27 protein-coding genes and 1 tRNA gene are annotated in these 25562 nt (G+C 61.4%); 18 read left to right on the top strand and 10 right to left on the bottom strand.

Features of this window, described 5'->3' with window-relative positions; all coding sequences use genetic code 11:
• Positions 1 to 69: 69 nt before the first annotated feature.
• From AB7951_RS28200 to panE, 5 genes are all read left to right on the top strand, one after another.
• Positions 70 to 675, top strand: a complete 606-nt coding sequence (locus tag AB7951_RS28200) for a DUF2239 family protein (protein ID WP_439062031.1) — start codon at positions 70 to 72, stop codon at positions 673 to 675.
• 85 nt (positions 676 to 760) lie between these two features.
• Positions 761 to 2125, top strand: coding sequence for an MATE family efflux transporter (locus tag AB7951_RS28195; RefSeq protein ID WP_439062032.1), 1365 nt, complete (start codon positions 761 to 763; stop codon positions 2123 to 2125).
• 103 nt (positions 2126 to 2228) lie between these two features.
• Positions 2229 to 2843, top strand: coding sequence for a 2-hydroxychromene-2-carboxylate isomerase (locus tag AB7951_RS28190; protein ID WP_199711986.1), 615 nt, complete (start codon positions 2229 to 2231; stop codon positions 2841 to 2843).
• 13 nt (positions 2844 to 2856) lie between these two features.
• Positions 2857 to 3594 (top strand): SDR family oxidoreductase, encoded by a 738-nt coding sequence (locus AB7951_RS28185; protein ID WP_120287656.1) that lies wholly within the window; start codon positions 2857 to 2859, stop codon positions 3592 to 3594.
• A 151-nt stretch (positions 3595 to 3745) separates the two neighbouring features.
• Positions 3746 to 4669, top strand: a complete 924-nt coding sequence (panE, locus tag AB7951_RS28180) for a 2-dehydropantoate 2-reductase (protein ID WP_120287657.1) — start codon at positions 3746 to 3748, stop codon at positions 4667 to 4669.
• 55 nt (positions 4670 to 4724) lie between these two features.
• Here panE and AB7951_RS28175 read toward each other — a convergent pair whose 3' ends face one another.
• The 4 genes from AB7951_RS28175 to AB7951_RS28160 form a co-directional block, all read right to left on the bottom strand.
• Complete coding sequence (locus AB7951_RS28175) at positions 4725 to 5315, bottom strand: cytochrome c4 (RefSeq protein WP_120288085.1); 591 nt, start codon at positions 5313 to 5315, stop codon at positions 4725 to 4727.
• A gap of 76 nt (positions 5316 to 5391) precedes the next feature.
• Positions 5392 to 6660 carry a PQQ-dependent sugar dehydrogenase gene (locus tag AB7951_RS28170; RefSeq protein WP_120287658.1) on the bottom strand — a complete coding sequence of 423 codons (1269 nt, stop codon included), beginning with the start codon at positions 6658 to 6660 and terminating at the stop codon, positions 5392 to 5394.
• A 257-nt stretch (positions 6661 to 6917) separates the two neighbouring features.
• Entirely contained in the window at positions 6918 to 7367 is a 450-nt protein-coding gene (locus tag AB7951_RS28165; protein WP_170849625.1) for a hypothetical protein, read from the bottom strand.
• A 160-nt stretch (positions 7368 to 7527) separates the two neighbouring features.
• A tRNA-Gly gene (locus AB7951_RS28160) sits at positions 7528 to 7602 on the bottom strand.
• 298 nt (positions 7603 to 7900) lie between these two features.
• Here AB7951_RS28160 and trxA point away from each other — a divergent pair.
• The 3 genes from trxA to AB7951_RS28145 are packed head-to-tail and all read left to right on the top strand — an operon-like array spanning position 7901 to position 9792.
• Entirely contained in the window at positions 7901 to 8839 is a 939-nt protein-coding gene (trxA, locus tag AB7951_RS28155) for a thioredoxin (RefSeq protein ID WP_414716828.1), read from the top strand.
• 30 nt (positions 8840 to 8869) lie between these two features.
• Entirely contained in the window at positions 8870 to 9544 is a 675-nt protein-coding gene (locus tag AB7951_RS28150) for an LON peptidase substrate-binding domain-containing protein (protein WP_120287659.1), read from the top strand.
• Positions 9545 to 9591: 47 nt separating this feature from the next.
• Positions 9592 to 9792 (top strand): Trm112 family protein, encoded by a 201-nt coding sequence (locus AB7951_RS28145; RefSeq protein ID WP_068730204.1) that lies wholly within the window; start codon positions 9592 to 9594, stop codon positions 9790 to 9792.
• Positions 9793 to 9809: 17 nt separating this feature from the next.
• On the opposite strand, the gene AB7951_RS28140 is transcribed toward AB7951_RS28145, so the two are convergent.
• Genes AB7951_RS28140 through gstA form a run of 3 tightly spaced genes read right to left on the bottom strand, consistent with a single transcriptional unit; the run spans position 9810 to position 11468 of the window.
• On the bottom strand, positions 9810 to 10139 hold the full coding sequence (locus tag AB7951_RS28140) for a DMT family transporter (protein WP_439062033.1): 330 nt from the start codon (positions 10137 to 10139) through the stop codon (positions 9810 to 9812).
• Positions 10140 to 10146: 7 nt separating this feature from the next.
• The gene (locus AB7951_RS28135) at positions 10147 to 10845 is read right to left on the bottom strand and encodes a glutathione S-transferase family protein (protein ID WP_120287661.1); all 699 of its coding nucleotides are present in this window, start codon (positions 10843 to 10845) and stop codon (positions 10147 to 10149) included.
• A complete protein-coding gene (gstA, locus tag AB7951_RS28130) occupies positions 10842 to 11468 on the bottom strand; it encodes a glutathione transferase GstA (protein ID WP_120287662.1) in 627 nt (208 codons plus the stop codon). Before gstA ends, AB7951_RS28135 begins: the two co-directional genes overlap by 4 nt.
• A 102-nt stretch (positions 11469 to 11570) precedes the next feature.
• Here gstA and AB7951_RS28125 point away from each other — a divergent pair, with 102 nt between their 5' ends.
• Positions 11571 to 12533: a LysR family transcriptional regulator gene (locus AB7951_RS28125; protein WP_439062034.1), complete on the top strand. Its 963-nt coding sequence runs from the start codon at positions 11571 to 11573 to the stop codon at positions 12531 to 12533.
• A gap of 25 nt (positions 12534 to 12558) precedes the next feature.
• Here the strand turns inward: AB7951_RS28125 and AB7951_RS28120 are convergent, their stop codons facing one another.
• Positions 12559 to 13779, bottom strand: a complete 1221-nt coding sequence (locus AB7951_RS28120) for a ubiquinone biosynthesis hydroxylase (RefSeq protein WP_120287663.1) — start codon at positions 13777 to 13779, stop codon at positions 12559 to 12561.
• A 142-nt stretch (positions 13780 to 13921) separates the two neighbouring features.
• Here AB7951_RS28120 and tesB point away from each other — a divergent pair, with 142 nt between their 5' ends.
• From tesB to AB7951_RS28080, 8 genes are all read left to right on the top strand, one after another.
• Entirely contained in the window at positions 13922 to 14797 is an 876-nt protein-coding gene (gene tesB, locus AB7951_RS28115; RefSeq protein ID WP_089263153.1) for an acyl-CoA thioesterase II, read from the top strand.
• Between the two features lie 170 nt (positions 14798 to 14967).
• Positions 14968 to 15306, top strand: coding sequence for a P-II family nitrogen regulator (locus AB7951_RS28110; RefSeq protein ID WP_089263151.1), 339 nt, complete (start codon positions 14968 to 14970; stop codon positions 15304 to 15306).
• A 468-nt stretch (positions 15307 to 15774) separates the two neighbouring features.
• The gene (locus tag AB7951_RS28105) at positions 15775 to 16113 is read left to right on the top strand and encodes a P-II family nitrogen regulator (RefSeq protein WP_068730208.1); all 339 of its coding nucleotides are present in this window, start codon (positions 15775 to 15777) and stop codon (positions 16111 to 16113) included.
• Positions 16114 to 16167: 54 nt separating this feature from the next.
• The gene (locus AB7951_RS28100; protein ID WP_089263149.1) at positions 16168 to 17607 is read left to right on the top strand and encodes an ammonium transporter; all 1440 of its coding nucleotides are present in this window, start codon (positions 16168 to 16170) and stop codon (positions 17605 to 17607) included.
• A 294-nt stretch (positions 17608 to 17901) separates the two neighbouring features.
• On the top strand, positions 17902 to 19131 hold the full coding sequence (locus AB7951_RS28095) for an aminotransferase class I/II-fold pyridoxal phosphate-dependent enzyme (protein ID WP_120287664.1): 1230 nt from the start codon (positions 17902 to 17904) through the stop codon (positions 19129 to 19131).
• A gap of 38 nt (positions 19132 to 19169) precedes the next feature.
• Complete coding sequence (locus tag AB7951_RS28090; RefSeq protein WP_120287665.1) at positions 19170 to 21656, top strand: DNA translocase FtsK; 2487 nt, start codon at positions 19170 to 19172, stop codon at positions 21654 to 21656.
• 193 nt (positions 21657 to 21849) lie between these two features.
• The gene (locus AB7951_RS28085; protein WP_309941581.1) at positions 21850 to 22704 is read left to right on the top strand and encodes an outer membrane lipoprotein carrier protein LolA; all 855 of its coding nucleotides are present in this window, start codon (positions 21850 to 21852) and stop codon (positions 22702 to 22704) included.
• A 66-nt stretch (positions 22705 to 22770) separates the two neighbouring features.
• Entirely contained in the window at positions 22771 to 23586 is an 816-nt protein-coding gene (locus AB7951_RS28080; protein ID WP_120287667.1) for an exodeoxyribonuclease III, read from the top strand.
• 6 nt (positions 23587 to 23592) lie between these two features.
• Here the strand turns inward: AB7951_RS28080 and AB7951_RS28075 are convergent, their stop codons facing one another.
• Positions 23593 to 24042: a cyclic nucleotide-binding domain-containing protein gene (locus AB7951_RS28075; RefSeq protein WP_089263672.1), complete on the bottom strand. Its 450-nt coding sequence runs from the start codon at positions 24040 to 24042 to the stop codon at positions 23593 to 23595.
• A gap of 72 nt (positions 24043 to 24114) precedes the next feature.
• Positions 24115 to 24801, bottom strand: coding sequence for a response regulator transcription factor (locus tag AB7951_RS28070; RefSeq protein ID WP_068730214.1), 687 nt, complete (start codon positions 24799 to 24801; stop codon positions 24115 to 24117).
• Between the two features lie 249 nt (positions 24802 to 25050).
• On the opposite strand from AB7951_RS28070, the gene AB7951_RS28065 reads away from it, so the two are divergent.
• A complete protein-coding gene (locus tag AB7951_RS28065) occupies positions 25051 to 25560 on the top strand; it encodes a L,D-transpeptidase family protein (RefSeq protein WP_439062035.1) in 510 nt (169 codons plus the stop codon).
• Positions 25561 to 25562: the final 2 nt, after the last annotated feature.

Genomic DNA, 25562 nt, shown 5'->3' with positions numbered 1-25562 from the left:
GGTAATATTGACAGATATATTACCCGGGTATAATTAGCATCGATCTTGATGATGAGACGGGCTTATCCCATGACTGAAATGAGTGTTCCTCCGTTTAGCGCCTTTGCCGGTCCGAAGCTGCTGGCTTCTGGGCCATTGGCCGAGGTCGCGATCGCAATCAAGATCGCGACCGGCGCAATCGCCGATCCGATCGTCATTTTCGACAATGCCACCGGCAAGTCACTCGATATCGATTTGCGCGGCAGCCATCGCGAGGTCGTCGCCCGCCTGCCTCAGCCAACAACTATCGAGCCGGAAACCGACGCGCCCGCTGAGCCCCGTGGCCGTGGCCGGCCGAAGCTCGGCGTCGTCGCCCGCGAAATAACGCTGTTGCCGCGACACTGGGATTGGCTCGGCGCACAGCCGGGCGGTGCCTCAGTCGCGCTACGCAAGCTGGTAGAAAATGCCCGCCGCGCGAGTGGCGACAGGGATCGTCAACGCGCCGCGCGCGATGCTGCCTATCACTTCATGTCGACCATGGCCGGCGATCGGCCGGGCTTCGAGGAAGCGTCGCGCGCGCTGTTTGCCGGCGATCGACGGCGCTTCACCGAACTCATCGCGAATTGGCCAGTCGATATCCGCGATCACATCGTAATACTCGCATTTCGTGATCAGGCCGCCGCCCCACCGGCCTGATCGCGCCCCATCAACCACCACAACACCGTGCGCATCAACGCGCGCTAACGGACCGTTATGTCTTCGTGCCAACCGAGAACCCGCTATGTCTGAGCCTTTGCCGATGACACCGCGTCCTTTGTGGAGGACGTTTCTCACCTTCCTTGCACCGATGATGCTGAGCAATATTCTGCAATCGCTGTTCGGCACCATCAACAGCATCTATGTCGGCCAGATGATCGGCGTCGATGCGCTCGCGGCGGCATCGGTGTTCTTTCCAATAATGTTTTTCTTCATCTCCTTCGTCGTGGGATTGGGAGCGGGCGCGTCGGTGCTGATTGGCCAGGCCTGGGGCGCGGGCGAGCGCCACAAGGTAAAGGCGGTGGCCGGCACGACCCTCGCTGTCGCCCTTCTGCTAGCGGTCATCATCGCGGTGTTCGGCGCCCTGTTGAGCCGACCAATGATGGTTGCGCTTGCGACACCGGCGGATGTTCTCGACCAGGCCAGCGCCTATGCCCGGATCATGATGCTGGCGATGCCGGCGACCTTCATCTTCATTCTGATGACATCGATGATGCGCGGCGTCGGCGACACCGTGACGCCGCTATGGGCGCTGGCACTATCCACATTCATAGGCCTCACCGTCACACCGGCGCTGATCCAGGGCTGGTTTGGGCTGCCGCGGCTTGGCGTGGCCAGCGCTGCCTGCGCCGCGGCCGCGTCGAGCGCGTTCACGCTGCTCTGGCTCGCCATGTACCTGCGCCGCAAGAAACACGCGCTCGCGCCCGACGCGGAGCTCCTGCGCAAAATACGGCTTGACCCCGCGCTGCTGCGCAAGGTGTTGCGGATCGGTATCCCTTCCGCGATCGGCATGGCCGTAATGTCGGTCGCCGAACTTGTGCTGCTCGGCCTCGTCAACGGCTTCGGCTCCAACGCGACCGCCGCTTATGGCGCGGTCAACCAGATCTTGAGCTATGTGCAGTTTCCGGCCATTTCGATCTCGATTACGGTCTCGATCTTCGGCGCGCAGGCCATCGGCCGCGGCCAGGCCGACCGGCTCGGCGCCATCGTCCGCACCGGATTGCTGATGAACCTCGTCCTGACCGGCGGACTGGTGGCGATCGCCTACCTGTTCTCCCGCACGCTCATGAGCTTTTTCATTGTTGATCCCGCGGTCCTCGAACTCGCACAGCGATCGCTTCACATTGTACTGTGGAGTTCGGTCCTGTTCGGCATGGCCACAACCTTCTCCGGAATGATGCGTGCCAGCGGAACGGTATTCGCACCATTGGCGCTTCTGGTTTTCGCCATCGTTGCCATCGAGGTGCCCTCGGCCGTCATCCTCAGCCGCACTATCGGTCTCGATGGCGTCTGGGCCGCCTACCCCATCACCTTCTGCGCCATGTTTGTTCTGCAGATGAGCTATTACATGCTGGTGTGGCGCAAACGGACCGTACAGCGTCTGATCTGACACTGTCCGCCGTCAAGCCATAGCATTACGGTCATCATAAAAGATGTGGACGCATCGCACGTGCTGCGCCACACTGCACCCAATAAAAATTCGGGAGACCGCCTTGACCAAGACGTCGCCACAATTCCTGTTCGATTTCGGCAGCCCCAACGCCTATCTCAGCCATCTGGCGATCCCGGCGATCGAAGCGCGCACCGGCGTGACATTCGAATACGTCCCGGTCCTGCTGGGGGGCATCTTCAAGGCGACCAATAATCGCTCGCCGGCGGAGACCTATGCCGGCGTCAAGAACAAACGTGAATTTCATCAAATCGAGACCGAGCGGTTCGTGAAGCGCTTCAGCGTCAAGCCCTACACGATGAATCCGTTCTTCCCGGTCAACACGCTGAACCTGATGCGCGTCGCCGTTGCGGCACAGCTCGACGGCGTGTTCGAGAAATACGTCGAGGCGGCATTCCATCATATGTGGGGTGAGCCAAAGAAGATGGATGACCCCGACGTGGCCATCAAAGCGCTGACCGCGTCGGGTCTCGATGGCGCAAGACTGTTCGCACGCGGACAGGAGCCCGAGGTGAAGGCGGTGCTGGTCGCGAACACGCAGACCGCAGTCGAGCGCGGCGCCTTCGGCTCGCCGACCTTCTTCGTCGGCGACGAGATGTTCTTTGGCAAGGAACAGCTGCGCGAGGTCGAGGAATTGATTACCGGCGCCGGCAAATAGCGGAGAGCACATCATGCAGAAGCGCAATGCGACTGTCGCGGTCATCGGCGCCGGTGATTTTATCGGCTCGGAGATCGCCAAGAAATTCGCCGCCGAAGGTTTCACGGTGTTCGCCGGCCGCCGTAACGGCGACAAGCTGGCGCCTTTGGTGGCAGAGATCGAGGCCATGGGCGGCACGATCGTGGCGCGCTCGCTCGATGCCCGCAAGGAAGACGAGATCGCCGCCTTCCTCAATGACGCCGATGCGCATGCGCCATTGGAGGTCTGCATCTTCAATGTCGGCGCCAACGTCAATTTCCCAATTCTGGAGACGACCGAGCGGGTGTTTCGCAAGGTCTGGGAGATGGCCTGCTATTCCGGTTTCCTGGCCGGGCGCGAAGCTGCACGGCTGATGATGCCGCGTGGCCAGGGCAACATCTTCTTCACAGGCGCCACCGCGAGCTTGCGTGGCGGCAGTGGCTTTGCCGCTTTTGCATCGGCCAAATTCGGGTTGCGTGCAGTGGCTCAGGCGATGGCCCGCGAGCTCGGCCCGAAGAACATTCATGTCGCCCATCTGATTATCGACAGCGGCGTCGACACCGCCTGGGTGCGCGAACGCCGCGAGCAGATGTGGGGCAAGGAGGCGCTCAACAATCCCGATTTGTTGATGCCGCCTGCGTCGGTCGCCCAGTCATACTGGCAGCTCTATCAGCAGCCGCGTAGCGCCTGGACTTTCGAGCTGGAGATCCGCCCGTTCGGAGAGAAGTGGTAGTCCGCTCACACCACAGCCGTCATTGCGAGGAGCCCTTGCGACGAAGCAATCCAGCCCTGCATCGACAAGGAACTGGATTGCTTCGCTTCGCTCGTAATGACGGGCTACTGTTTGACAGCTTCACGTTCCAATCCAACATGGACTCATCCCAATGCGTATTCTCGTGGTCGGCGCCGGTGCCATCGGCGGCTATTTCGGCGGCAGGCTGTTGCAGGCCGGCAATGACATCACTTTCCTGGTTCGCCCGAAGCGCGCCGGTGAGCTGGCAAGCGCCGGCCTTGTCATCAAGAGCCCGCACGGCGACGTGACCCTGAAGAATCCGCCGACGGTGCAGGCCGATGCGATCAAGGAGAAATTCGATGTCGTACTGCTGAGCTGCAAGGCCTTCGACCTCGACGACGCCATCGCGTCCTTTGCACCCGCGGTTGGGCCGAACACGGCGATCATTCCGCTGCTCAACGGCATGAAGCATCTCGACGTACTGGAGAAGAAGTTCGGCGCCGAGAAGGTCATGGGCGGCCAATGCCAGATTGCAGCGACGCTCAACGAGGCGCGCGAGGTCGTCCAGATGGCGCCGATGCAGGTGCTCAGCTTCGGCGAACGCAAGGGCGGCAGTTCAGATCGCGTGAAGGCGATTGCCGCGATCCTAGCGACCGGCAATTTCGGCGGCTCGGCCTCCGACAACATCATGCAGGACATGTGGGAGAAATGGGTGTTCCTGGCGACAATCGCCGGCTCCACCAGCGCCATGCGCGGCGCTGTCGGTGACATCGTCGCGGCACCTGGCGGCCGCGACTTCATCCTCGGCGTGCGGGATGAGATGAGCGGCGTCGCCAAGGCCAACGGCTTCGCACCGCGGGCGGCCTTCCTCGAACGCACCGAGGGCATGCTGACAGCAGAGGGTTCGAAGATGACCGCCTCGATGTATCGCGACATCCTCAACAAGGCGCAGATCGAGGCCGACCAGATCGTCGGCGATGTCATCGCCCGCGCCGATGCCGCCAAGGTTGCCGTGCCGCGACTGCGGATGATCTATACGCATCTCAAGGCGTATGAGCATCAGCGGGTAGCGTAAGCATCGCAACGTAGCCCGGATCAGGCCAATCGCAATCCGGGCTACGGATTTCCCCTCATAGATGCGCCAGATAATGCGCCAGCGCAGTGATCTCTTCTTCACTTAGCGAATAGGCAACCTCAGCCATCGCTGCCATGCCGCCACCGGCGCGGACGCCGGACTTGTAGTCACGCAGCGCCTTGACGAGATAGTCCTCGCGCTGTCCGGCGATGCGTGACACCGCCTTGGTACCGGCGTAGCTCTCCGTGTGACACGATGCACAGCGCCGGCCGACCGCCGCTTGCGCGCCCTTGGCCGACAGATCCGGATTGTCATCGGGCTTTTTGCCCTCCGGCGGCTTCAGCGAGGCGAAATAGGCGCCGAGATTACGGATGTCGTTGTTGTCGATCTGCTCCAAGATCGGCTGCATCTGTTCGTTCTTGCGGGTGCCCGAGCGGAAGAACACCAGCTGCCACTGGATAAACAGATCCGGCTGTGCGGCGAGCGAAGGGATGTTCTCCATTTGCGAGATGCCGTTTTCGCCGTGACAGCCGCTGCAGAGCTCGGCTTTCTCCTTGCCCGCGGCGATATCGGCGGCATCAGCCGGACTGGACCCAGAACCAAGAACTAGAAAGACAAGAACAGCCGCGATTGCAGAACGATGCATGAGCCACATTCCCATTCCAGAATACATGAGGCTGGAGCTGCGGATGACACAACTCCAGCCTCACGCAATTCGCGACTTACTTCGCGTAGCTGATGCGATAGATTGCGCCTGCCCAATCGTCGGCAATCAGCAGCGATCCATCCTTGGCCAGAACGATATCGGCAGGGCGGCCGAGATAACCCTGGTCACCCTCGATCCAGCCGGAGGCAAAGATCTCCTGCTTGGCGTTCTTCCCATCCGGCCCGGCGATCACACGCTTGATACGTGCGCCCTGATACTTGTGCCGGTTCCACGAGCCATGCTCCGCAATGAAGATGTTGTTCTTGTACTCGGCAGGAAACATGCTGCCGGTATAGAACTTCATCCCCAGGGGTGCGACATGGGCGCCGAGATTCAACACCGGCGGCGTGAATTCCGAACACTTGTGCCCCATGGCGAATTTCGGATCCGGCATGTTGCCTTGATGGCAATGCGGATAGCCGAAATGCTCACCAAGCTTCGAGATCATGTTGAGCTTGTCGCTCGGCATATCGTCGCTGATCCAGTCCCGCGCATTTTCGGTGAACCAGTATTTGCCGGTGCGGGGATCAACGTCACCGCCGACGCTGTTGCGAACGCCGAGCGCCACGATTTCGGCATTGCCGGTCTTGGGATCGACACGGCGGATCTGCGACAGGCTGGTCGGCGGAATGCCGATGTTGAAGGGAGGTCCGAACGGAACGTAGAACCAGCCATCTTTATCGGGCGCGAGATACTTCCAGCCATGTGCCGCGAATGACGGCATATCGTCATAGACCACCTTGCCGTCACCGAGCTTGTCGATATTTGCCTCGGCATTCTCGTATTTGATCAGCTTGTTGATATCGATCACATAGAGCGCACCGTCCTGGAAGGCGATGCCCGTCGGCATCTTCATGCCCTTGATGACGGTCTTGACCTCTTTCTTGCCGCCCTTGTCGGTGATCGCATAGACGTTGCCGAGACCGAACGAGCCGACAAAGAGCGTGCCTTTATCGCCCCAGGCCATCTGCCGCGCCGCCAGCACGCCGGATGCATAGACCTCGATCTTGAATCCCGGCGGCAGCTTGATCTTCTTCATCATGGCTGCGAGTTCGGCATCGGACGCACCGGTCGGCGGCCCCGACGGCGGCGCGAGGCCCTTTTGCGCCTCGGTCTCGTCACCGAGGAACCAGTCGTCCGGCGGATTGGTCCAGAATTCCTTGGTATCGGATTTGTAGCTCTTGAGCTTTTGCTGTGCGCTCGCTTGATTGAGCGAGGCCATGCCGATCGCCGTAGCGAGGATGGCGGCGCACGCAACAACGGATCGACCAGTCATCGATTTCATCGCGTCACTCCCTGTGCAGCTTGTTGCGGCTGCTATGTCTTATTGAACGTTCGAGACGAACTTTATTGGTCTGTGATTTTCTCAGACAGTGAGATGCTAGCACAAATGTCGCAGGTGAAAAGCGCAACTAACGCTCGCGCAAATGAAAGACGTCGCCATCACGACGACATCTTGAAAAAAATTTTGAAAGTTAGTTCCAGTAGCCTGATGCAATTGGCGCATCGCACCGCATCATCGCGCGATCACTGCTACGTTTTTTAAAGGCTGCCCTTGGTGAGATAGCGCCAGGCCACGGCCAGCAAGATCAACCCGATGAAGATCAACGCGACCGGCAGCTTCTTCTTTTCGCGCGGGGGCGGTGGCGTGTTGGGCTTGATCCGGCGAAAAGGCGTGACGTTGTTATTGTTGTCGTCGGGCATTGGTCTTGATCTCGAAGCCGTCTTGATGATGGGCGCGATGCCGGTGCCGCCCATGCGGGAATAATAGCTGCGGTAGACAGTCTGGATGGTGGCTTCGGCCGCGGCTGGCTCGGATTGTTTGCCACGGGCCAGCAGCGCGAGATAGCCCGCATAGAATGTCTGGGCTTCCTGTGGCAGCGCGTCGAGGCTTTTCAGCTTCGCCATCATCACCCAGGTCGCAAAATCCGCCCGCGCCTCGTCATTGGCACGCTTGGCAATTTCCAGGTTGGAATCAGTGGTCGACGGCATCGTCAGTCTCGTACCCGCTTCGCCCGTGGATTGTCTGCCCAACGCCCGATGATTTCAAGCGATGCGGGGCGGATCTACGTGCCTGCGGATCACAAACGACAAGGCCGCCGGACGGCGGCCTGTGATCGATAAAACTGATGCCAAAAAACCAGGAAAATTCTGGAGCGGGCGAAGGGATTCGAACCCTCGACCCCGACCTTGGCAAGGTCGTGCTCTACCACTGAGCTACACCCGCATCCGAGAAGACAGGCGGCGATTGCTCGCCGCCGACGCGCAGACCTATGCCAAATGCCGGTGGCGAATGCAACAGTTAGACTGCAACTCGGATCGCGGCGAGTTAATCGCGATTTATGGCCCTTTGAGCCCGATTTTGCCCAGAAAATGGGTCAAAACAGCGAAATGTCGCCTCTCGGGTGGAATCGGTCCCTGCCGGACCTATTTCACCGGATTGCAAATTACTGTCACGGACGCCATTTAATCGCTCAGGCCATGCTAGAAGCAGCCAAATTTTTCAGACATCGAGCGAGGTTCACGTGACCATCATGGATCAGGGCGGCGCACAGGCGCCGCAGGCAGGTTCGACGCCGCAGGCAGCAACCGCTCTCATCAAGGACACGACCACCCGCACCTTCGTGCAGGACGTCATCGAGGAATCCAAGCGCCAGCCGGTCCTGATCGACTTCTGGGCGCCTTGGTGTGGTCCCTGCCGCCAGCTGACTCCTGTCATCGAAAAAGCCGTGACCGCCGCCAAGGGCAAGGTGAAGCTGGTCAAGATGAACATCGACGAGAATCCGGAGATTCCCGGCCAGATGGGCATCCAGTCGATCCCCGCCGTGATCGCCTTCGTCAACGGCCAGCCGGCCGATGGCTTCATGGGTGCGGTTCCGGAGAGCCAGGTCAATGCGTTCATAGACAAGCTGACAGCCGGCATGCCCGGCGCCGAGCCCACGGCAGCAGAACTGCTTCAGGAAGCCGAAGCGATTCTGGCTGAAGGCGATCCGGCCACCGCCGCTTCGATCTATGGCGAGGTGATTGCCGCCGATGCCGGCAATATCGCCGCCATTGCTGGCCTTGCCCGCTGTTACGTCGAGACCGGCGCCATCGAGCAGGCCAAGCAGACCCTTGAGCTCGTCCCGGTCGCGAAGCGTGAGGACGCTGCGGTCAAGGCCGTGCAGGCCAAGATCGATCTGGTCGAACAGGCCAGTGCGCTCGGTCCGGTCACCGAACTGGAACAGAAGGTCGCCGCGAATCCGCTCGACCATCAGGCCCGCTTCGACCTTGCGATCGCGCTCAATGGCGCCAATCAGCGCAGTGAGGCCACGGGTCACCTGCTTGAAATCGTCAAGCGTGATCGCAAATGGGATGACGACGGCGCCCGCAAGCAATTGATCCAGTTCTTCGACGCTTGGGGACCGACGGATGAGGCCACCGTTGACGGCCGCAGGCGGTTATCGACTATCCTGTTCTCGTAATTCTTCTCGTGTGACGAATCGGAACCGGACATGCCCATCAATGCCGACTATCGCGGGCCTGCCGAACTTCCCGAGGTGATCCCGGTGTTTCCGCTGCCGGGCGCGCTGCTGCTACCGCGCGGCCAGATGCCGCTGAACATTTTCGAACAGCGCTACCTCGCGATGATCGACGATTCGCTTCGCGACGGGCACCGGCTGATTGGCATGATCCAGCCCGATGCGGCGCATTCGCCGGATGAGGCCAGACCGGCACTGTTCAAAGTCGGCTGTGTCGGGCGCATCACCCAGCTCGCCGAATCCGGTGACGGCCGCTACATCCTCGAACTGACCGGCGTTTCCCGTTTCGAGGTGGTGCAGGAACTCTCGGTGCTGACGGCATATCGGCAGTGCAAGGTCGACTACTTCCCCTTCATCGACGATTTCACCGCACGCAAGGGCGAAGACGATGTCGACCGGGCCGCGCTGCTCGCGGTGCTCACCGACTTCCTCAAGGCCAACAACCTGAAAGTGGATTGGGAAGGTATCGACAAGGCGCCCAACGAGGCCCTGGTGAATGCGCTGGCGATGATGTCGCCCTATGGTCCACCAGAGAAGCAGGCGATGCTCGAAGCCCCTGACCTCAAGACCCGCGCCGAGATCCTGATCGCTGTCACTGAAATGGATCTGGCCAAGAAGCGCACCAGCGGCGACCCACCGCTGCAGTAATTCTGATAAATAACCATGATCAACGACCGCATCACCGGAGCGCACCCATGACCACACCGCCAATCGAGCGCGCTGAAAGCACCGTCGACGCCAAGCTGCTCGAGATTCTGGTGTGCCCGCTGACCAAGGGCCAACTCGAATTCGATGCCGCCCGCCAGGAGCTGATCTCGCGCCAGGCCAAGCTTGCTTATCCGATCCGTGATGGCATTCCGATCATGCTGCCGGAAGAAGCGCGGAAGATCGACTGAGTTTCTGATATGGCGGCTCATGCCGGCGCAAATCTCAGGGCGACGATACCCGCGACGATGAGGGCGACCCCGCCGCCGCGCAGCAGACTCATCGACTCGCCAAACAGCATGCTTCCGAACAAGACCGTCCCGGCTGCGCCGATCCCGACCCATACCGCGTAGGCGGACCCGACCGGCAGAACCTCCAGAACCCGACCAAGCAGGTAGACGAACGCGGCGAGGAAAATCAGCGACAGGATGGTCCAGCCCGGTCGGGTGTAACCCGTGGCATATTTCATCGAAATCGCCCACCCCACATCCAGAAGCCCGGCCACGATCAGTAGCAGCCATGCGACGCCCTGGCTCATGGCTGCCTCATGCTGCGATCTTGAGAAGATGTGCGTCGCGCTCAGCGAGGAATGCGCGCAGCCGGTCGGCGTAGTCGGCCGTGACGGCGTTCGCTACGCTCGGACGTCCGCGTAACGCTGCGCGCCATGCCCGAACCTTGGGTGTTTGGGCGAAGACTTCCGTGTCAGCGATGCTATCGAACACATCGAAGTAGCGGAAGATCGGCGCGTAAGCCGCATCGACCATACTGAAGTGCTGCCCCGCGAAAAACGGCGCTGCAGTTAGCACCTCCTCGATGCGACCGAATTTGCCGGCCAACATCTTCCGCTTCGCTTCATAACTGTTCGCGTCGGTGGCCGTCTCGAATCCCCACAAATCCGCGAGGATTGACGAGCCGAACTCGATCCAGCCACGGTGCCCGGCTCGTTCGAGCGGATCGGATGGGTGAAGCCGCACGCCCATCTGCGTCTCTTCGAGATATTCGCAGATCACCGCGCTCTCGAAGAGTACGGCGGTGTCATTGCCGTCGCGCCGGACAAGCAGAAGCGGAACCTTGCCCAGCGGCGAGATCGCGTAAAACCAGTCCGGCTTGTGCGCGAGATCGATATAGCGCCGCTCGAAAAGGACCCCCTTTTCAGCAAGCACGATGGCCGCTCGCTGCACGTAAGGGCAGAGATGATGGCTGACCAGCGTCAGTGCTGACGCGTCTGGCTGATCCAGGGTCATGCGCTCACCTTTATTCTCTCGGCGCGCATGGTCTGCTGCACGGCGGGCCGCGCTTCGACGCGGGCCATGAAGTCGCGCAGATACGGAAAGTTGGACAGATCCACCTTTGCGAAGTTGGACCACCCGACGATCGTGAACAGATAGGCGTCGGCCGCCGTGAAGTTTTCTCCGAGCAGGAACGGCCTGCCCGCCGCCAGATGGAGCTCGACCGACGCCAGCCGCTCTGCGATCTTTGCGCGTGCAACGTCTCCTGCCTGCGCGCCATACTCGGGGTGAAACAGCCACGGGCTGAACATCTTGTGGAGTTCGGTGGCAATGAAATTGAGCCAGGATTGCAGCTCGACACGCTGCGGTGTGCCCGCAGGTGGCACCAACCTGCTTTCGGGTTTGAGGTCCGCAAGGTATTGAACGATCGCCGTGCCCTCGGTCAGCACTGTGCCATCATCAAGCGCCAGCGCCGGCACATAGCCGTTCGGGTTCACCGCCGAATAGTCGCTACCCGCCTCGGTGACGTGGGGCGACTTCCGGATATCCACCCGCACGAGTTCAAGCGGAATACCCGCTTCGTTCGCAACAATGTGCGGCGAGAGCGAACAGGTACCGGTGGCGTAATAGAGTTTCATGGTTCGATCTTTCATTGCATCCGTCGTGGGCTCGCTATCGCACCAGCAAGGTAGCGCCCGCGCAAACGCAAGTCCCATTGGCATTTCGCCAGCGACGCTTGCGTGACTGCAAGCAGCCACACTGCTATCTTCGTCGGCATGGATGATTGGAACGAACTTCGGCTGGCGCTCGCCATCCAACGCGCGGGCAGCCTGACGGCGGCGGCGATAACACTCGGCATCGATCACTCCACGGCCTTCCGCCGCCTGAAAGCGTTGGAGGACAAGGTTGGCGTGCGCCTATTCGAACGACTTCCAGGCGGCGCCTACCAGGCGACGGAGGCCGGTGCGCGGATGGCTGCCGGCGCGGAGCGCATGGAGGACGAGGCGCTGGCGCTTGATCGCGACATATCAGGTCGTGACCATCGTTTGTCGGGCCGCCTGACGGTCACGTCGTCCGAAACGCTGGCCTATAGCCGGCTGACGCCGCTTCTCGCCGCCTTCCAGCAGACTCACCCCGGCATTGTCGTGGAGTTGGTGATCGACAACCGCGTACTGAGCCTGTCGCGCCGCGAAGCCGACATCGCATTGCGCCCTATCCGTCCGAAGGAAGGCGATCTTTGGGGACGCAGACTGTCGGCCATCGCGTGGGGGCTCTATGCGGCCCCTGCCTATCTCGAGGCAATTGGCGGCCTGTTATCGAATCCATCCGAGATCGATCGCCATTCCTTGATCGGCTGGGAGGAAACAACATCAGGCATCGGAGCCGCCGACTGGCTGTCGCGCGCCGCGCCATCGAACGCCTTCGTCTATCGGACAAACAGTCTGGTCAACCAGCTCGTCGCAGCGAAGGCCGGCATCGGGCTCGCGCTAATGCCGTGCTATCTCGCAGATCACGACGCCGGGGTGGCAAGAGCACTATCTGAGCCCCTCAAGGAACTTGAGGGTGAACTCTGGATCGTGACTCATGCGGATTTGAAGAATACGGCGCGCGTCAGGGCCTTCTTCGATCTCGTCGGCGAAGGATTGATCCGCGAGCGCCCGCTGTTCGAAGGCGAGAAGAAGCAGACACCTTCACCACGTTGAGCGGCATAACCGCATGACGTGCTGCCTACAGTGCCTCGCCCTTCAACAGCCGCGGCACTTCCCCCGACAATCCCGCAGCCTGTTTGATGAACGCGCCCTTCAGCGGTGGCAGCCGGTCGACGATGCCGAGACCGATGTCGCGGATGCTGCGCACGAAGGGCAGATCGTTCGAGAACAGGACGTTCAGCACGTTGGTGGCGACACCCATTGTCATGGTGTCGAAGCGGCGCCAGCGCTGGTAGCGCTCCAAGACATCGCTCTGGCCGAAATCCATCCCAAGACGTGCAGCATCAACGATGGTTTCTGCCAATGCCGCGACATCCTTCAGACCCATATTGAGTCCCTGCCCCGCGATCGGATGGATCACATGCGCAGCGTCGCCGATCAGCGCCAGCCGTTCGCCGATGAAGGAGCGCGCGACGAAGTAGCCGAGCGGAAAGGCCCGCGGCTTGTCGAGCGCTTTGACCTCGCCAAGGTGCAGGCCGAAACGCTGCTCAAGCTCGGCATGGAATTCATCGTCCGGCAACGCAACGATGCGTGCGGCTTCCGTGCGCTTCTCGGTCCACACCAGCGACGAACGCTTGCCAGTCAAAGGCAGAATTGCAAACGGCCCGGCGGGCAGGAAGTGTTCTTCGGCACGTCCGTCATGATCGCGCTCATGGCCGACGGTGACGACGATACCGGACTGGTCATAATCCCAGCCATGGGTCGCGATGCCCGCACGCTCGCGCAGCTTCGAGCGCGCGCCATCGGCAGCGACAAGAAGTGCTGCCTCGATCACACTGCCATCCCCGAGCGTGACGCTGACACCGTCGGCCCGTGAATCGAATGTCGTCACCGCGGTCGCACGCAGATCAACGCCCGCCGCTTCGGCGCGGATCACGAGTTCGTCGATCAGCCGGCGATTTTCGACCATATGTGCGAACGGCTCGCCCGGCTCCACATGGCCGCCGAAGGTCAGGAAGGTCGGACGGGTGGCGTCTTCCAGCTTGGAATCGGTGACGACCATGTCGAGAATCGGCTGGCTTTCGGCAGCCACAGCATCCCAGACACCGAGAGCATCGAACAGCCGCCGACAGGCAGCAACGATGGCCGTGGCGCGCGGATCGCGGCTCGGCCGGTTCGCCAGCGCGGGATCGGCGACAATGATCGGCAGATCGGGGCCAAGCCCCTGCCGCAACGCCAGTGCCAATGCCAACCCGGCAAACGCTCCGCCGCCGATGACAATGCCTCGTTGTGCCGCCATGATATCCGTTCTCGCTGTTGCCACGCGCTTATAGCTGGGCGAAACAGGATCGCGAAACAAGGGCGGCAATGGGACCGGGGCCTGCACGGCCAAGGTCTTGGTAAACCTCCCTTAATATTGCCGCTGAGCGAAAGATGCCGACATGTCCAAGAGCCTGATCGATCTGATCGATATCCTCGATCTCGAGACCATCGAGGTGAACATGTTCCGCGGGCGCAGCCCGAAAACGCGCTGGCAACGGGTGTTCGGCGGCCAGGTGATCGGCCAGGCCATGGTGGCTTCGTGCCGCACCGTCGAAGGCCGCATGCCGCATTCGCTGCATTGTTATTTCATTCTGCCCGGCGACCCGCAGATTCCGATCGTCTACGAGGTCGAGCGCCTGCGCGACGGCAAGAGCTATTCGACCCGGCGTGTCACCGCGATCCAGCATGGCCACGCGATCTTCTCGATGATGGTGTCGTTCCACGCCGAGGAGGAGGACTCGTTCAACCACCAGGATCCGATGCCGGACGTGCCGCCGCCGGACAAGCTCACTGCGGAAGAGCTCTCGAAACATCCGATCATCGAGAAGATGCCCGATTTCATCCGCCGCTATTACGAGTCCGATCGGCCGATCGAGCTGCGTCCGGTGGAATTCCAGCGTTATGCTGGCGAGAAGATTCCGGAGGGGCGGATTAATTTCTGGATTCGTACCGCCGCGAAGCTGCCCGACGATCCGGCGCTCCATATGTGCGCGCTGGCCTATGCGTCGGACTTTTCGCTGCTCGATTCCATCATGGCCCGCTATGGCCGCACCTTGTTCGACGGTCAGGCGATGGCGGCCAGTCTCGATCACGCCATGTGGTTTCACCGCCCGTTCCGCGCCGACGAATGGCTGCTCTACAGCCAGGATTCGCCGAGCGCCCAGAACGGTCGCGGCCTCGCGCGCGGACTGATCTTCAAGCCCGACGGCACGCTGGTGGCGACCGTGGCGCAGGAAGGCTCAGTGCGCGAGCGCCGCGAGAAGCCGGCGACGTAAGTTGCTCCGCTTCCAGCCATGAATCCCGCTTCGCCGTCTTGGCGTGCAAACGGCCCGCCCCGAAGGCAGCGTCGCCGCCCAATTTCCACGCGCCATGCCAACGGGGATGGCATAAAGCTGTCTGATTGCGTAAGCAGGGTCGTACACCGCCCCCCGAAGAGGAATCCTGCATGAAGCTCGTGGTCGCGATCATCAAACCCTTCAAGCTCGATGAAGTGCGTCAGGCTCTGACGGCCATCGGCGTCCACGGCATGACGGTGACCGAAGTGAAGGGCTATGGCCGGCAGAAGGGCCATACGGAGATGTATCGCGGCGCCGAGTATATTGTGAACTTCCTGCCCAAACTGCGCCTCGAAATCGCTGTGGCGTCCGACCTCGCGGCCAAGGCGGTCGAGGTCATCTCCACCGGAGCCCGGACCGGCCAGATCGGCGACGGCAAGATTTTCGTGACCCCGATCGACCACGCCCTGCGTATCCGCACCGGCGAGACCGACAGCGACGCGCTTTAGGCAATACACCAGCGCCCCACGGGCTTTCAGCCAGAGCTGCTCTCAGTCCGCTCGAATACGCCCGAAGGGCTCTACGGCCTTGCCCGGGTTGAGCCCTGTCAATTCCACGCGCGCCAGTTGGAAGGCCTGCAGATTAGACAATTTCGAGTTTTTTGCCTCGAATTGACGTATTTGGACACCTCTGGGCTGCCCGCCGCCTAAGCAGGAATATGTCGAGAGCCTGTCATGCTTTCATTTTGAGCAGGATTGATTAGAGTTTGGGCGCGACCGAATAGCGCACTCTGTCTCATCACGTGAGAAACGCGAAAAGCTGGGGATTCATAAACCGTTAGAGAATTCCGCCGATCTGGCACGGCATTTGATTCTATCTGGTCTGGCTGTGCCCGCGTAGTGAACTTCTCCGCGTGGTGAACCTCAGTCGAGATCGCCCGGTCGGTTTTCGGTCGGGCCCAAGCGGGGATAGGACCCATGAAAATTGTTATGGCGATCATCAAGCCATTCAAGCTTGAGGAAGTCCGTGATGCCCTGACCGCCATTGGCGTTCATGGTTTGACGGTGACGGAAGTCAAAGGATATGGCCGACAGAAGGGCCATACGGAAATTTATCGCGGCGCTGAATATGCGGTGAGCTTCCTGCCCAAGATCAAGATCGAGGTGGCTGTCGCTTCCGATCAGGTCGACAAGACCATCGAAGCCATCACCACCGCCGCCAAGACCGGCCAGATCGGCGACGGCAAGATCTTCGTCATCAACCTCGACCACGCGGTTCGCATCCGCACCGGCGAGGCCGATGCTGCAGCCCTCTAAGTCGAATTCCTCGGATTTCGCGCTCACCCATTCTTCAATCAGGAGTCAAACACAATGACGTTTAAGCGTCCCTCTGGCGCGGGATTGGCGGCACTCGCCGTTGGCCTGTTCGCCGCAACTGCGGCTTACGCCGATCCGACGGTCAACAAGGGCGATAACGCCTGGATGATGACCTCGACGGTGCTGGTTCTGTTGATGACCGTCCCGGGCCTCGCCCTGTTCTACGGCGGCCTCGTTCGCTCCAAGAACATGCTCTCTGTGTTGATGCAGGTCCTCTACACCGCTTGCATCGTGATGGTGATCTGGGCTCTCTACGGCTACAGCATCACGTTCACTGGCGGTTCGGCCTATATCGGTGGTTTCTCGAAGGCGTTCCTCGCCGGCGTGACGCCTGACTCGATGGCTGCTTCGTTCACCGCAGACGCCAACATCTCGGAACTCGTCTACTTCTGCTTCCAGATGACCTTTGCCGCCATTACCCCCGGCCTGATCGTCGGCGCCTTCGCAGAACGCACCAAGTTCGCCGCGATTGCACTGTTCATCCCGCTCTGGGTGACGTTGATCTACTTCCCGATCGCGCACATGGTCTGGTACTGGGCTGGTCCGGACGCCATCGTTGCAGCCGCCAAGGCTGTTGCGGCTGCGGCTCCCGATGCGAAGGCTGCGGCTCAGGCCAAGCTTGATGAAGTCATGGCCGATGCCGGCCAGGTGTTCCTGTGGGGCGCTCTCGACTTCGCTGGCGGCACCGTCGTTCACATCAACGCCGGCATTGCTGGCCTCGTGGGCTGCCTGATCATCGGCAAGCGCACCGGCTACGGCAAGGAGCTGATGGCTCCGCACTCGCTGACCATGACCATGATCGGCGCGTCCCTGCTGTGGGTTGGCTGGTTCGGCTTCAACGTCGGTTCGAACCTCGAAGCCTCGGGCACTGCCGCTCTCGCAATGACCAACACCTTCCTCGCAACTGCGGTTGCGGCGATGGCCTGGATGTTCGCGGAGTGGATGACCAAGGGTCACCCGTCGCTGCTCGGCGCAGCATCGGGCGCGGTTGCCGGCCTCGTCGCCGTCACCCCGGCTTGCGGCTTCTCGGGCCCGATGGGCGCGATGGTTCTCGGTCTGGTCGCAGGCGTCGTCTGCCTGTTCTTCTGCACCGTCGTGAAGAACTCGCTTGGCTATGACGACTCGCTCGATGTGTTCGGCGTCCATTGCGTCGGCGGCATCATCGGCGCGCTCGGTACCGGCATCCTGGTCAACCCGGCCCTCGGCGGCACGGGCGTCATGGACTACGTCGCCGGCAAGATCGGCGACTACGACATGGTCACCCAGATGATCGCGCAGTGTAAGGCTGTCGCGACCACGCTGGTGTGGTCGGGCGTCGGTTCGGCGATCCTGTTCAAGGTCGTCGACGTGATCGTCGGTCTCCGCGTCAATGTTGAAGTCGAGCGCGAAGGCCTGGACGTCACCGAGCACACCGAACGCGCCTACAACATGTAAGCGTCACGAGCCATCCCGGATCATCGGTCCGGGATGCTCACAAAGGGATCGGTTGGGACACTACCCGGCAATGTCCCAACCGTCGAAGGGCTCCAGCGCAAGCTGGGGCCTTTCACTTTTTGGGGGCCATTCTGATCCCCGCGTAGGCCTGGACGGCCGCCGAACACGTGATAGCAAGGCCGGCCCCTCGATGGTTAATCGCGTCTTAACCTCGCCGTATCTATGGTGGTTTGATCTCGTTTCGGCCGATCTCATGGGGCGATCGGCTGCCTTGAAAGTACTGGCGTTTTCCTGATGGCACTCACCGCTCCTCCTTCCGCGGCGCAAGGCGCTGGCAGCCGGACCTCGGCTGGGCCCGATGGCGAGCGTTCGCCGTTTGCGCGACTGACGGAATTGCTGGCGCCATATCAGCCCGGCCAACCGCTGATCACACTGTCATTGGGCGAACCGCAGCACCCGGTGCCGGATTTCGTCGGACCGGTCCTCGCCAAACACACCGCCGATTTCGGCCGCTATCCGATCGCCAAGGGCATTGAGCCATTCCGCCGCGCCGCCGCTACGTGGATGGGTACGCGGTTCAATCTCCCGCGCGACCTCGATCCGGAAACCGAAATACTGGTGCTGAATGGCAGCCGTGAAGGCCTGTTCTTCGCCGCGATCACGGCCGCGCGCTTTGTCGGCCCGCGCAAAGGCACCCCGGCGATCCTGCTGCCAAATCCGTTCTATCCAGCCTACGGCGCCGGTGCGCGTGCCGCAGGTTGCGAACCGATCTTCATGCCGACCACCGTGGCCAACGGCTTCCTTCCCGATCTCGACGCACTCGATGAGGCCACGCTGGCGCGCACGGTGGCGATGTACGTCGCATCCCCGGCCAACCCGCAAGGCGCCGTCGCGACGCCCGCTTACTTCAAGAAGCTGCACGACCTCGCGCTGCGCTACGGTTTCATCGTGCTGTCCGACGAATGCTATTCGGAGATCTACACGCAGGCCGCGCCCGGCAGCATGCTGGCGTCAGCCGGACCTGACTACACCAATGTCGTTGCGTTTCAGTCGCTGTCAAAGCGCTCAAATCTGCCTGGCATGCGCGTCGGCTTCGTCGCCGGCGACAAGAAATTCCTGAGCGCGTTTCACGAATTGCGCAATGTGGCCGCGCCGCAGGTGCCGGTACCGCTGCAGCAGGTCGCGGTTGCCGCCTATAGCGACGAAGCACATGTGGAAGAGAATCGCAGGCTCTACCGCTTGAAGTTCGATCTTGCGGATCAGATCCTCGGCAATCGCTACGGCTACAAGCGACCGGCCGGAGGCTTCTGTCTGTGGCTCGATGTCTCCGCATATGGCGGCGACGAAGAGGCAGCCGTGAGACTATATCGCGATGGCGGCGTGCGCGTGGTGCCCGGAAGTTATCTGGCGCGCCCGCAGGCCGACGGCAGCAATCCCGGCGCCGGCTATATTCGTTTGGCCATGGTGCAGGACAGTGAAACGACAGCCGAGGCTTTGCATCGGCTGGTGAAGATTTTGAATTGAAGATCCTGGATTGATGCAGGGCGCATGAGCACTCCGGTATGAGCACCACGATCGAACGCGTCATTCCTCTCGTCGGCCATCTGCCCGCGTCGATTCGCGAGATGCTGGGACGACGTCTGCGTGAACTGGCGGGCTTTGGCCTGGTCTGCGCCGCAGGTGTCGCGGCGGCAGCGATGATGACGTGGTCCGTGCAGGACCCGAGCCTGAGCCATGCCACCTCGCGTGCGATCCGCAATGTCGCCGGTTATCCCGGCGCGATCGGTGCCGATCTGTTGATGCAGATCCTCGGCCTCGGCGCGATCATGATGATTCTCACCATCGCCGTCTGGGGCTGGCGGATGATGACGCATCGGCATTTCGACCGCGAAGCGCTGCGTATCGGTTGCTGGGTCCTTTGCACCATCATCGCATCAGGCTTTGCCAGCTGCTGGCAGCATGGCGGGTCGTGGCCCCTGCCGACCGGCGTCGGTGGCGTGGTCGGCGACGCGCTGTTTCGCGCGCCCGCGGTGGTCTTCGGCCCCGTCGGCTTCATCTATCGATTCGTCCTCGGCTTTATTCTCTGCGCGGCGATGATCGTGACTTTCTTGATCGCCTGCGGCTATGGCGCGCAAGCGAAGGAAGAGTTTGGCGAGATCGATATCGAGGAAGACGACGAGCCATTCGAGGAAGACGAAACCCGCGATCGCAGCTCGATCTCGGTCTCGCTTGGCTGGGCGGCGCATGCCGTGATGAGCGCGAAGGCGCGTCTCGGCCGTTTCCTCTCGTTGGTCTACGGCAAGATGGTCGCGAGCGAGCCCAAGGCGCGGGCGGCCTCCTTCGAACGTCAGGAACCGAACCTCGGCGGTCGTCGCAACAGTCCCTCCATCGCACCGCATGACGAAGACGAGAGCGATCACGACGAGGACGAAGAGCACGACTACGAGGAAGAAGAAGAGGAAGAGGAGCCCGCCCCGAAGGCCCGCAAGAAATCCTCGACCAAGGAGCCGGTGCGCAAATCCAACGGCAAGTTCGAACTGCCCTCCGTCGGCATGCTCACCGCGCCGAAGGCCGCCGATCGCAAGCCGCTCAGCAAGGCCGAACTGGAAGCCAATTCGCGCGCGCTGGAAGGCGTGCTGCAGGACTTCGGCGTGCGCGGCGAAATCGTCAAAGCCAATCCCGGCCCCGTCGTCACGCTGTACGAACTCGAACCCGCACCCGGCATCAAGTCGTCGCGCGTGATCGGCCTTGCCGACGACATCGCGCGCTCCATGAGCGCGCTGTCCGCCCGCGTCGCCGTTGTCCCCGGTCGCAACGCCATCGGCATCGAGCTGCCGAACGCCCATCGCGAAAACGTCTACTTGCGCGAACTGCTGACCGTGCAGGACACCAATGACGGCAGCATCAAGCTCCCGCTCTGCCTCGGCAAGAATATCGGCGGCGAGTCCATCATCATCGATCTTGCGCGCACGCCGCATATGCTGATCGCCGGTACCACCGGTTCGGGCAAATCAGTCGCGATCAACACCATGATTCTCAGCCTGGTCTACCGGCTGCGGCCGGATCAGTGCCGCCTGATCATGGTCGATCCGAAGATGCTCGAACTCTCCGTCTATGACGGCATCCCGCATCTGCTGACGCCGGTCGTAACCGATCCGAAGAAGGCCGTCGTCGCGCTGAAATGGGCCGTGCGCGAGATGGAAGAGCGCTACAAGCGCATGGCCAAGCTCGGCGTCCGCAATATCGACGGCTACAATGCGCGTCTCGTCGAAGCCAAGGCCAAGGGCGAGGAGCTCTCGCGCACCGTTCACACCGGCTTCGACAAGGAAACCGGCAAGGCGATCTACGAGGAAGAGAAACTCGATCTCGCGCCGTTGCCCTATATCGTCATCATTGTCGACGAAATGGCCGACCTGATGATGGTCGCCGGCAAGGACATCGAAGGCCTGGTGCAGCGTCTCGCGCAGATGGCACGCGCCGCCGGTCTCCACGTCGTCCTCGCCACGCAGCGTCCGTCGGTGGACGTCATCACCGGCACGATCAAGGCGAACTTCCCGACGCGTATCTCCTTCCAGGTCACGTCGAAGATCGACAGCCGCACCATCCTGGGTGAGATGGGTGCCGAACAACTGCTCGGCCGCGGCGACATGCTCTATATGGCTGGCGGCGGCCGCATCTCGCGCGTACACGGTCCTTTCGTGTCGGACGAGGAAGTCGAGAAGGTGGTGCGCCACCTGAAGACGCAGGGCGAGCCGGAATATCTCGAGGCGGTCACCGCCGAAGAACCGGAAGAGGGCGAGGACGGCGCGGTATTCGATTCGACCGGCATGGGTGCCGATGGCGGTGGTGGCGATCTGTTCCAGCAAGCCGTTGCCATCGTGAAGCGCGACCGGAAGGCGTCGACCAGCTACATCCAGCGCCGGCTGCAGATCGGTTACAATCGCGCAGCGTCGCTGATCGAGCGCATGGAAAACGAAGGCATCGTCGGTCAGCCCAACCATGCCGGTAAACGCGAGATTCTGATCGAAGAAGAAGAAAGCGGGTTCTGAGAGTTTGACCCCGCCGATGGACAATCCCGCTTTTGAGTCGCGAAATCGCCACAGCTCCGGGTTAGCGCCTGCGCTGGCGGCGCCAGCCGCGGCGGGGGCGCAAGAGACCACCGGCCGGACCGCAAAACCGGTACCCATTCTGACGCAAAGCGCGGTAAAATGCGCCGAACCCGCCGAGCAGGACGACGCCTTGATGAGACGCCCGACCCATCACGCCGCAGACCGGTCTTTCCTGCGCATCGGCGCAGCCGGCCTCGTCGCGACGTTTGTCGCCGCCATTGTGGCGCCCTCGGCCCATGCCCAGTCAATCCCATTGCCGCGACCTGCACCGCAGGCGCGCAGCAATGGCAGTTTCCAGATGTCGGCCTCCGAGCCCCAGGCCGTTCGGCCGCCAGTTGCAATCGCACCCAAGACATCGGCGACGACATCCACGCCACCGAATCCAATCATTCCGGATCCGCGCCGCAACGTTCCCGCCAGCATTTTCATGAGCTTCGACGCCAATCAGAAGGCGCAGGCGAGCAAGGTCAGCAGCTATCTGTCATCGCTCAGCAATCTGAGCGGTAACTTTGTTCAGGTGGGCCCGGACGGCAGCCGCACCACCGGTGACTTCTTCATCCAGAAGCCCGGCAAGGTCCGTTTCGAATATGATGCACCGACGACCATCGCCATGGTGTCCGACGGCCAGTCGCTCGCCGTCCGCGATTCCAAGCTGGCAACCCAGGACATCTACCCGCTGTCGCAGACACCGTTGCGCTATCTGCTGTCCGATCGCATCGATCTGATGAAGGACACCAATGTGGTCGCCGTCAGCGCTGACGACCTCTATACGTCGGTGACCATTGAGGAAAAGAACGCGCTGGTCGGCACCTCGCGCCTGATGCTGATGGTCGGCACCAAGGATGGACAGCTCAAGCAGTGGACCGTCACCGACCCGCAGGGCTATGACACCACGGTCGCGATCTACAATCTCGATACCGCGAAAAAGCCCGACCCGGGGCTGTTCAAGATCGACTTCACCAAGTATCCCACCAGCGGCGCGAATTAGTTTTCGCTGCAGGTGATGCCCTCATGATGAGCAGGCGCGCTTGCGCCGTCTCACCATCGGATTTCCATGCGTTTTTCCCTGACCACCTGGAATATCAATTCGGTGCGATTGCGCATCGACCTTGTCGCCAAGTTTCTCGAAGAGATGCAGCCGGATGTGCTGTGTCTGCAGGAAACCAAGTGCCCGGACGATGCCTTTCCGCTCAAGCGCTTCAAACAGCTCGGTTATGACCATGTCGTGCTGAACGGGCAGAAGGGCTATCACGGCGTCGCCATCGTCTCGAAACTTCCATTCGAGAGCAGCGACATCCGCGTGTTCTGCAACAATCTGGACTCACGCCACATCTCGGTATCGTTCGGCGAAAAGGCCGGCATGGCCGTGCCGCTGATCGTGCATGATTTCTATGTGCCTGCCGGCGGCGACGTTCCGGATCCGGACGTGAATGCGAAGTTCGCGCACAAGCTCTCGTTCCTCGACGAGATGAAGACCTGCGAGCCGCTGCATCCGCGCGGCGATGCGCGTCATATCCTGGTCGGCGATCTCAATGTGGCACCGCATGAGAATGACGTGTGGTCGCACAAGCAGATGCTGAAAATCGTGTCGCATACGCCGATCGAGTGCGAAAAGCTGCTCGCCGTGCAGAGCGAGGGCAACTGGATCGACGTCGCGCGCGAACGCATTCCACTGTCGGAAAAGATCTACACGTGGTGGAGCTACCGCGCCGCCGACTGGGCGGTGTCGAATCGCGGCCGCCGCCTCGATCACATCTGGGTGTCGTCCGCACTGAAGGATTCGATCCGCGACTTCACCGTCACATCAGATGCACGCGGCTGGGAGCGGCCATCGGACCACGTACCGGTCACGACGGTGCTGGAGCTTTGATATCAGTTACTGGCTGAGCTTGGCGCCGATCAGCGTCACATCGCTGGCGAGCTGGCTGACGCGAGTCGCCATGTCGTCACGCAGACGGCGCGCGGCCGCGGGATCGCTGTCGAGCACGCGCTGAAACAGGCTGCGCGTGATCCGGATCGTGCTGGAATATTCCGTGGCGACCGCCGTCGATGGCCGCTGCATCGCTACCAGCAGTGCAAGTTCGCCCATCAATGTGCCGGGCCCCGCGATCACTTCATGATCGCTGCCGTCGTCGAGGCTGATGCGGAATGCGCCGTTCTGGACGACATAGCCGCAATCGGCATCGTCGCCCTGCCGGAACAACACGGAGCCCCGCGCAAATTCCTGCTGTTCGGAGCCGATCGCGATCACGCGCAAAGCGGCGATACCCAACAGGCGCAATGTTGGGACGCGCTCAAGCAGGGCTACATCATCATCGATCGACATGTAGAACCGTGTGATCGGGACGCGCGAAGGAGGGCACCGAACAGCTAATGGCGAATCGGCTCCCCAATCGTATCACGGCACCAACTTGTAGCCACCGGCTTCCGTCACCAGAATTTCAGGATTGGCGGCGTCCTTCTCGATCTTTTGACGCAACCGATAGATATGCGTTTCCAGCGTGTGTGTGGTGACGCCGGAATTGTAGCCCCAGACTTCCTGCAGCAACGTCTCGCGAGACACCGGCAACTGGCCGGCGCGATACAGGAAGCGCAGGATCGCGGTTTCCTTCTCGGTCAGGCGAACCTTCTTGGCATTGGCGCCGGTGAGCATCTTGGAGCCAGGCCGGAAACTATAGGGACCGACGGTGAAGACGGCATCTTCGCTGGCTTCGTGCTGACGGAGCTGTGCGCGAATACGCGCCAGCAGCACGGCGAAGCGGAACGGCTTGGCGACGTAATCATTGGCGCCGGATTCCAGACCGAGAATGGTGTCGGAATCGGTGTCGTGGCCGGTCAGCATGATGATCGGCGCCTTGAAGCCACCCTTGCGCAAGCTGCGCACGACTTCGCGACCGTCCGTGTCGGGCAGGCCAACATCCATCAGCACCAGATCGGGGGAATTGGCCTTGGCTGCAGTAGCGCCCTTGGCGCCGGTGTCGACGGCAGAGGCCTCGAACTCTTCGTGCAGCGAAAGCTGCTCGACCAGCGCCTCGCGCAAATCAGTATCGTCATCCACGATCAAGATCTTGCGGGCATTGGGCATTGCGACAATCCTTTGAACGGCTGCGGCGGAGCGTTGTTCGCCGCGCTGAAACAGTGGGCCAGAAATCGTGACAGGCTTCGCCGTTAACGCATATTCTAGCGCAAAATCAGCGACATTCCCGGCGAATGTACTGCTGCAGCGCGAAATAGAACATTTGCGGTAAATAGCAAGGCGGAGTTCGCGATTCGGATGGGAAGTCTCGTTATTTCAGACACTTATCGAACAAGCTTGCGTGATCGACCGCTAACTATGGTTCACATTCGCGCGTCAGCCGGAGACAGACTCCGTGGATGGCTGACGACCGACCACACAACCATACCCGTCGCGCTCGGCCGCGGCGGAATCAAGGCGAACAAACGCGAAGGCGATGGCGGAACGCCGCGTGGGACGTTTCGCCCCATCCGACTGTGGTGGCGGGCCGACCGTAATCCACGTCCGCGTAGCTTCCTGCCGATCCGCCCCATCACGCCGATGGATGGCTGGTGCGAAGAACCATCAGACCGGCATTACAATCGGCCGGTCCGGCTCGATCATGGAAATGACGGCGACCGACTGGCCCGCGAGGATCATCTCTACGATTTCATCATCGAGATCGACCAGAACACCCGACCACGGATCGCAGGGCGAGGCAGTGCAGTGTTCCTGCATCTGGCCCGCCCGAAACTCGCACCGACCGCGGGCTGTGTGGCCATGACCAAGCCAGCCATGCTGCGGCTGCTGGCCCGGATCGGACCGAAGACGAAGATCGTTATCGGCTAGGC

It is taken from the genome of Tardiphaga sp. 285_C5_N1_2, assembly GCF_052076065.1.
Classification (GTDB): domain Bacteria; phylum Pseudomonadota; class Alphaproteobacteria; order Rhizobiales; family Xanthobacteraceae; genus Tardiphaga; species Tardiphaga robiniae.
Note: the sequence above shows the minus strand (reverse complement) of the source record. Positions and strands in the feature narration are given on the sequence as shown.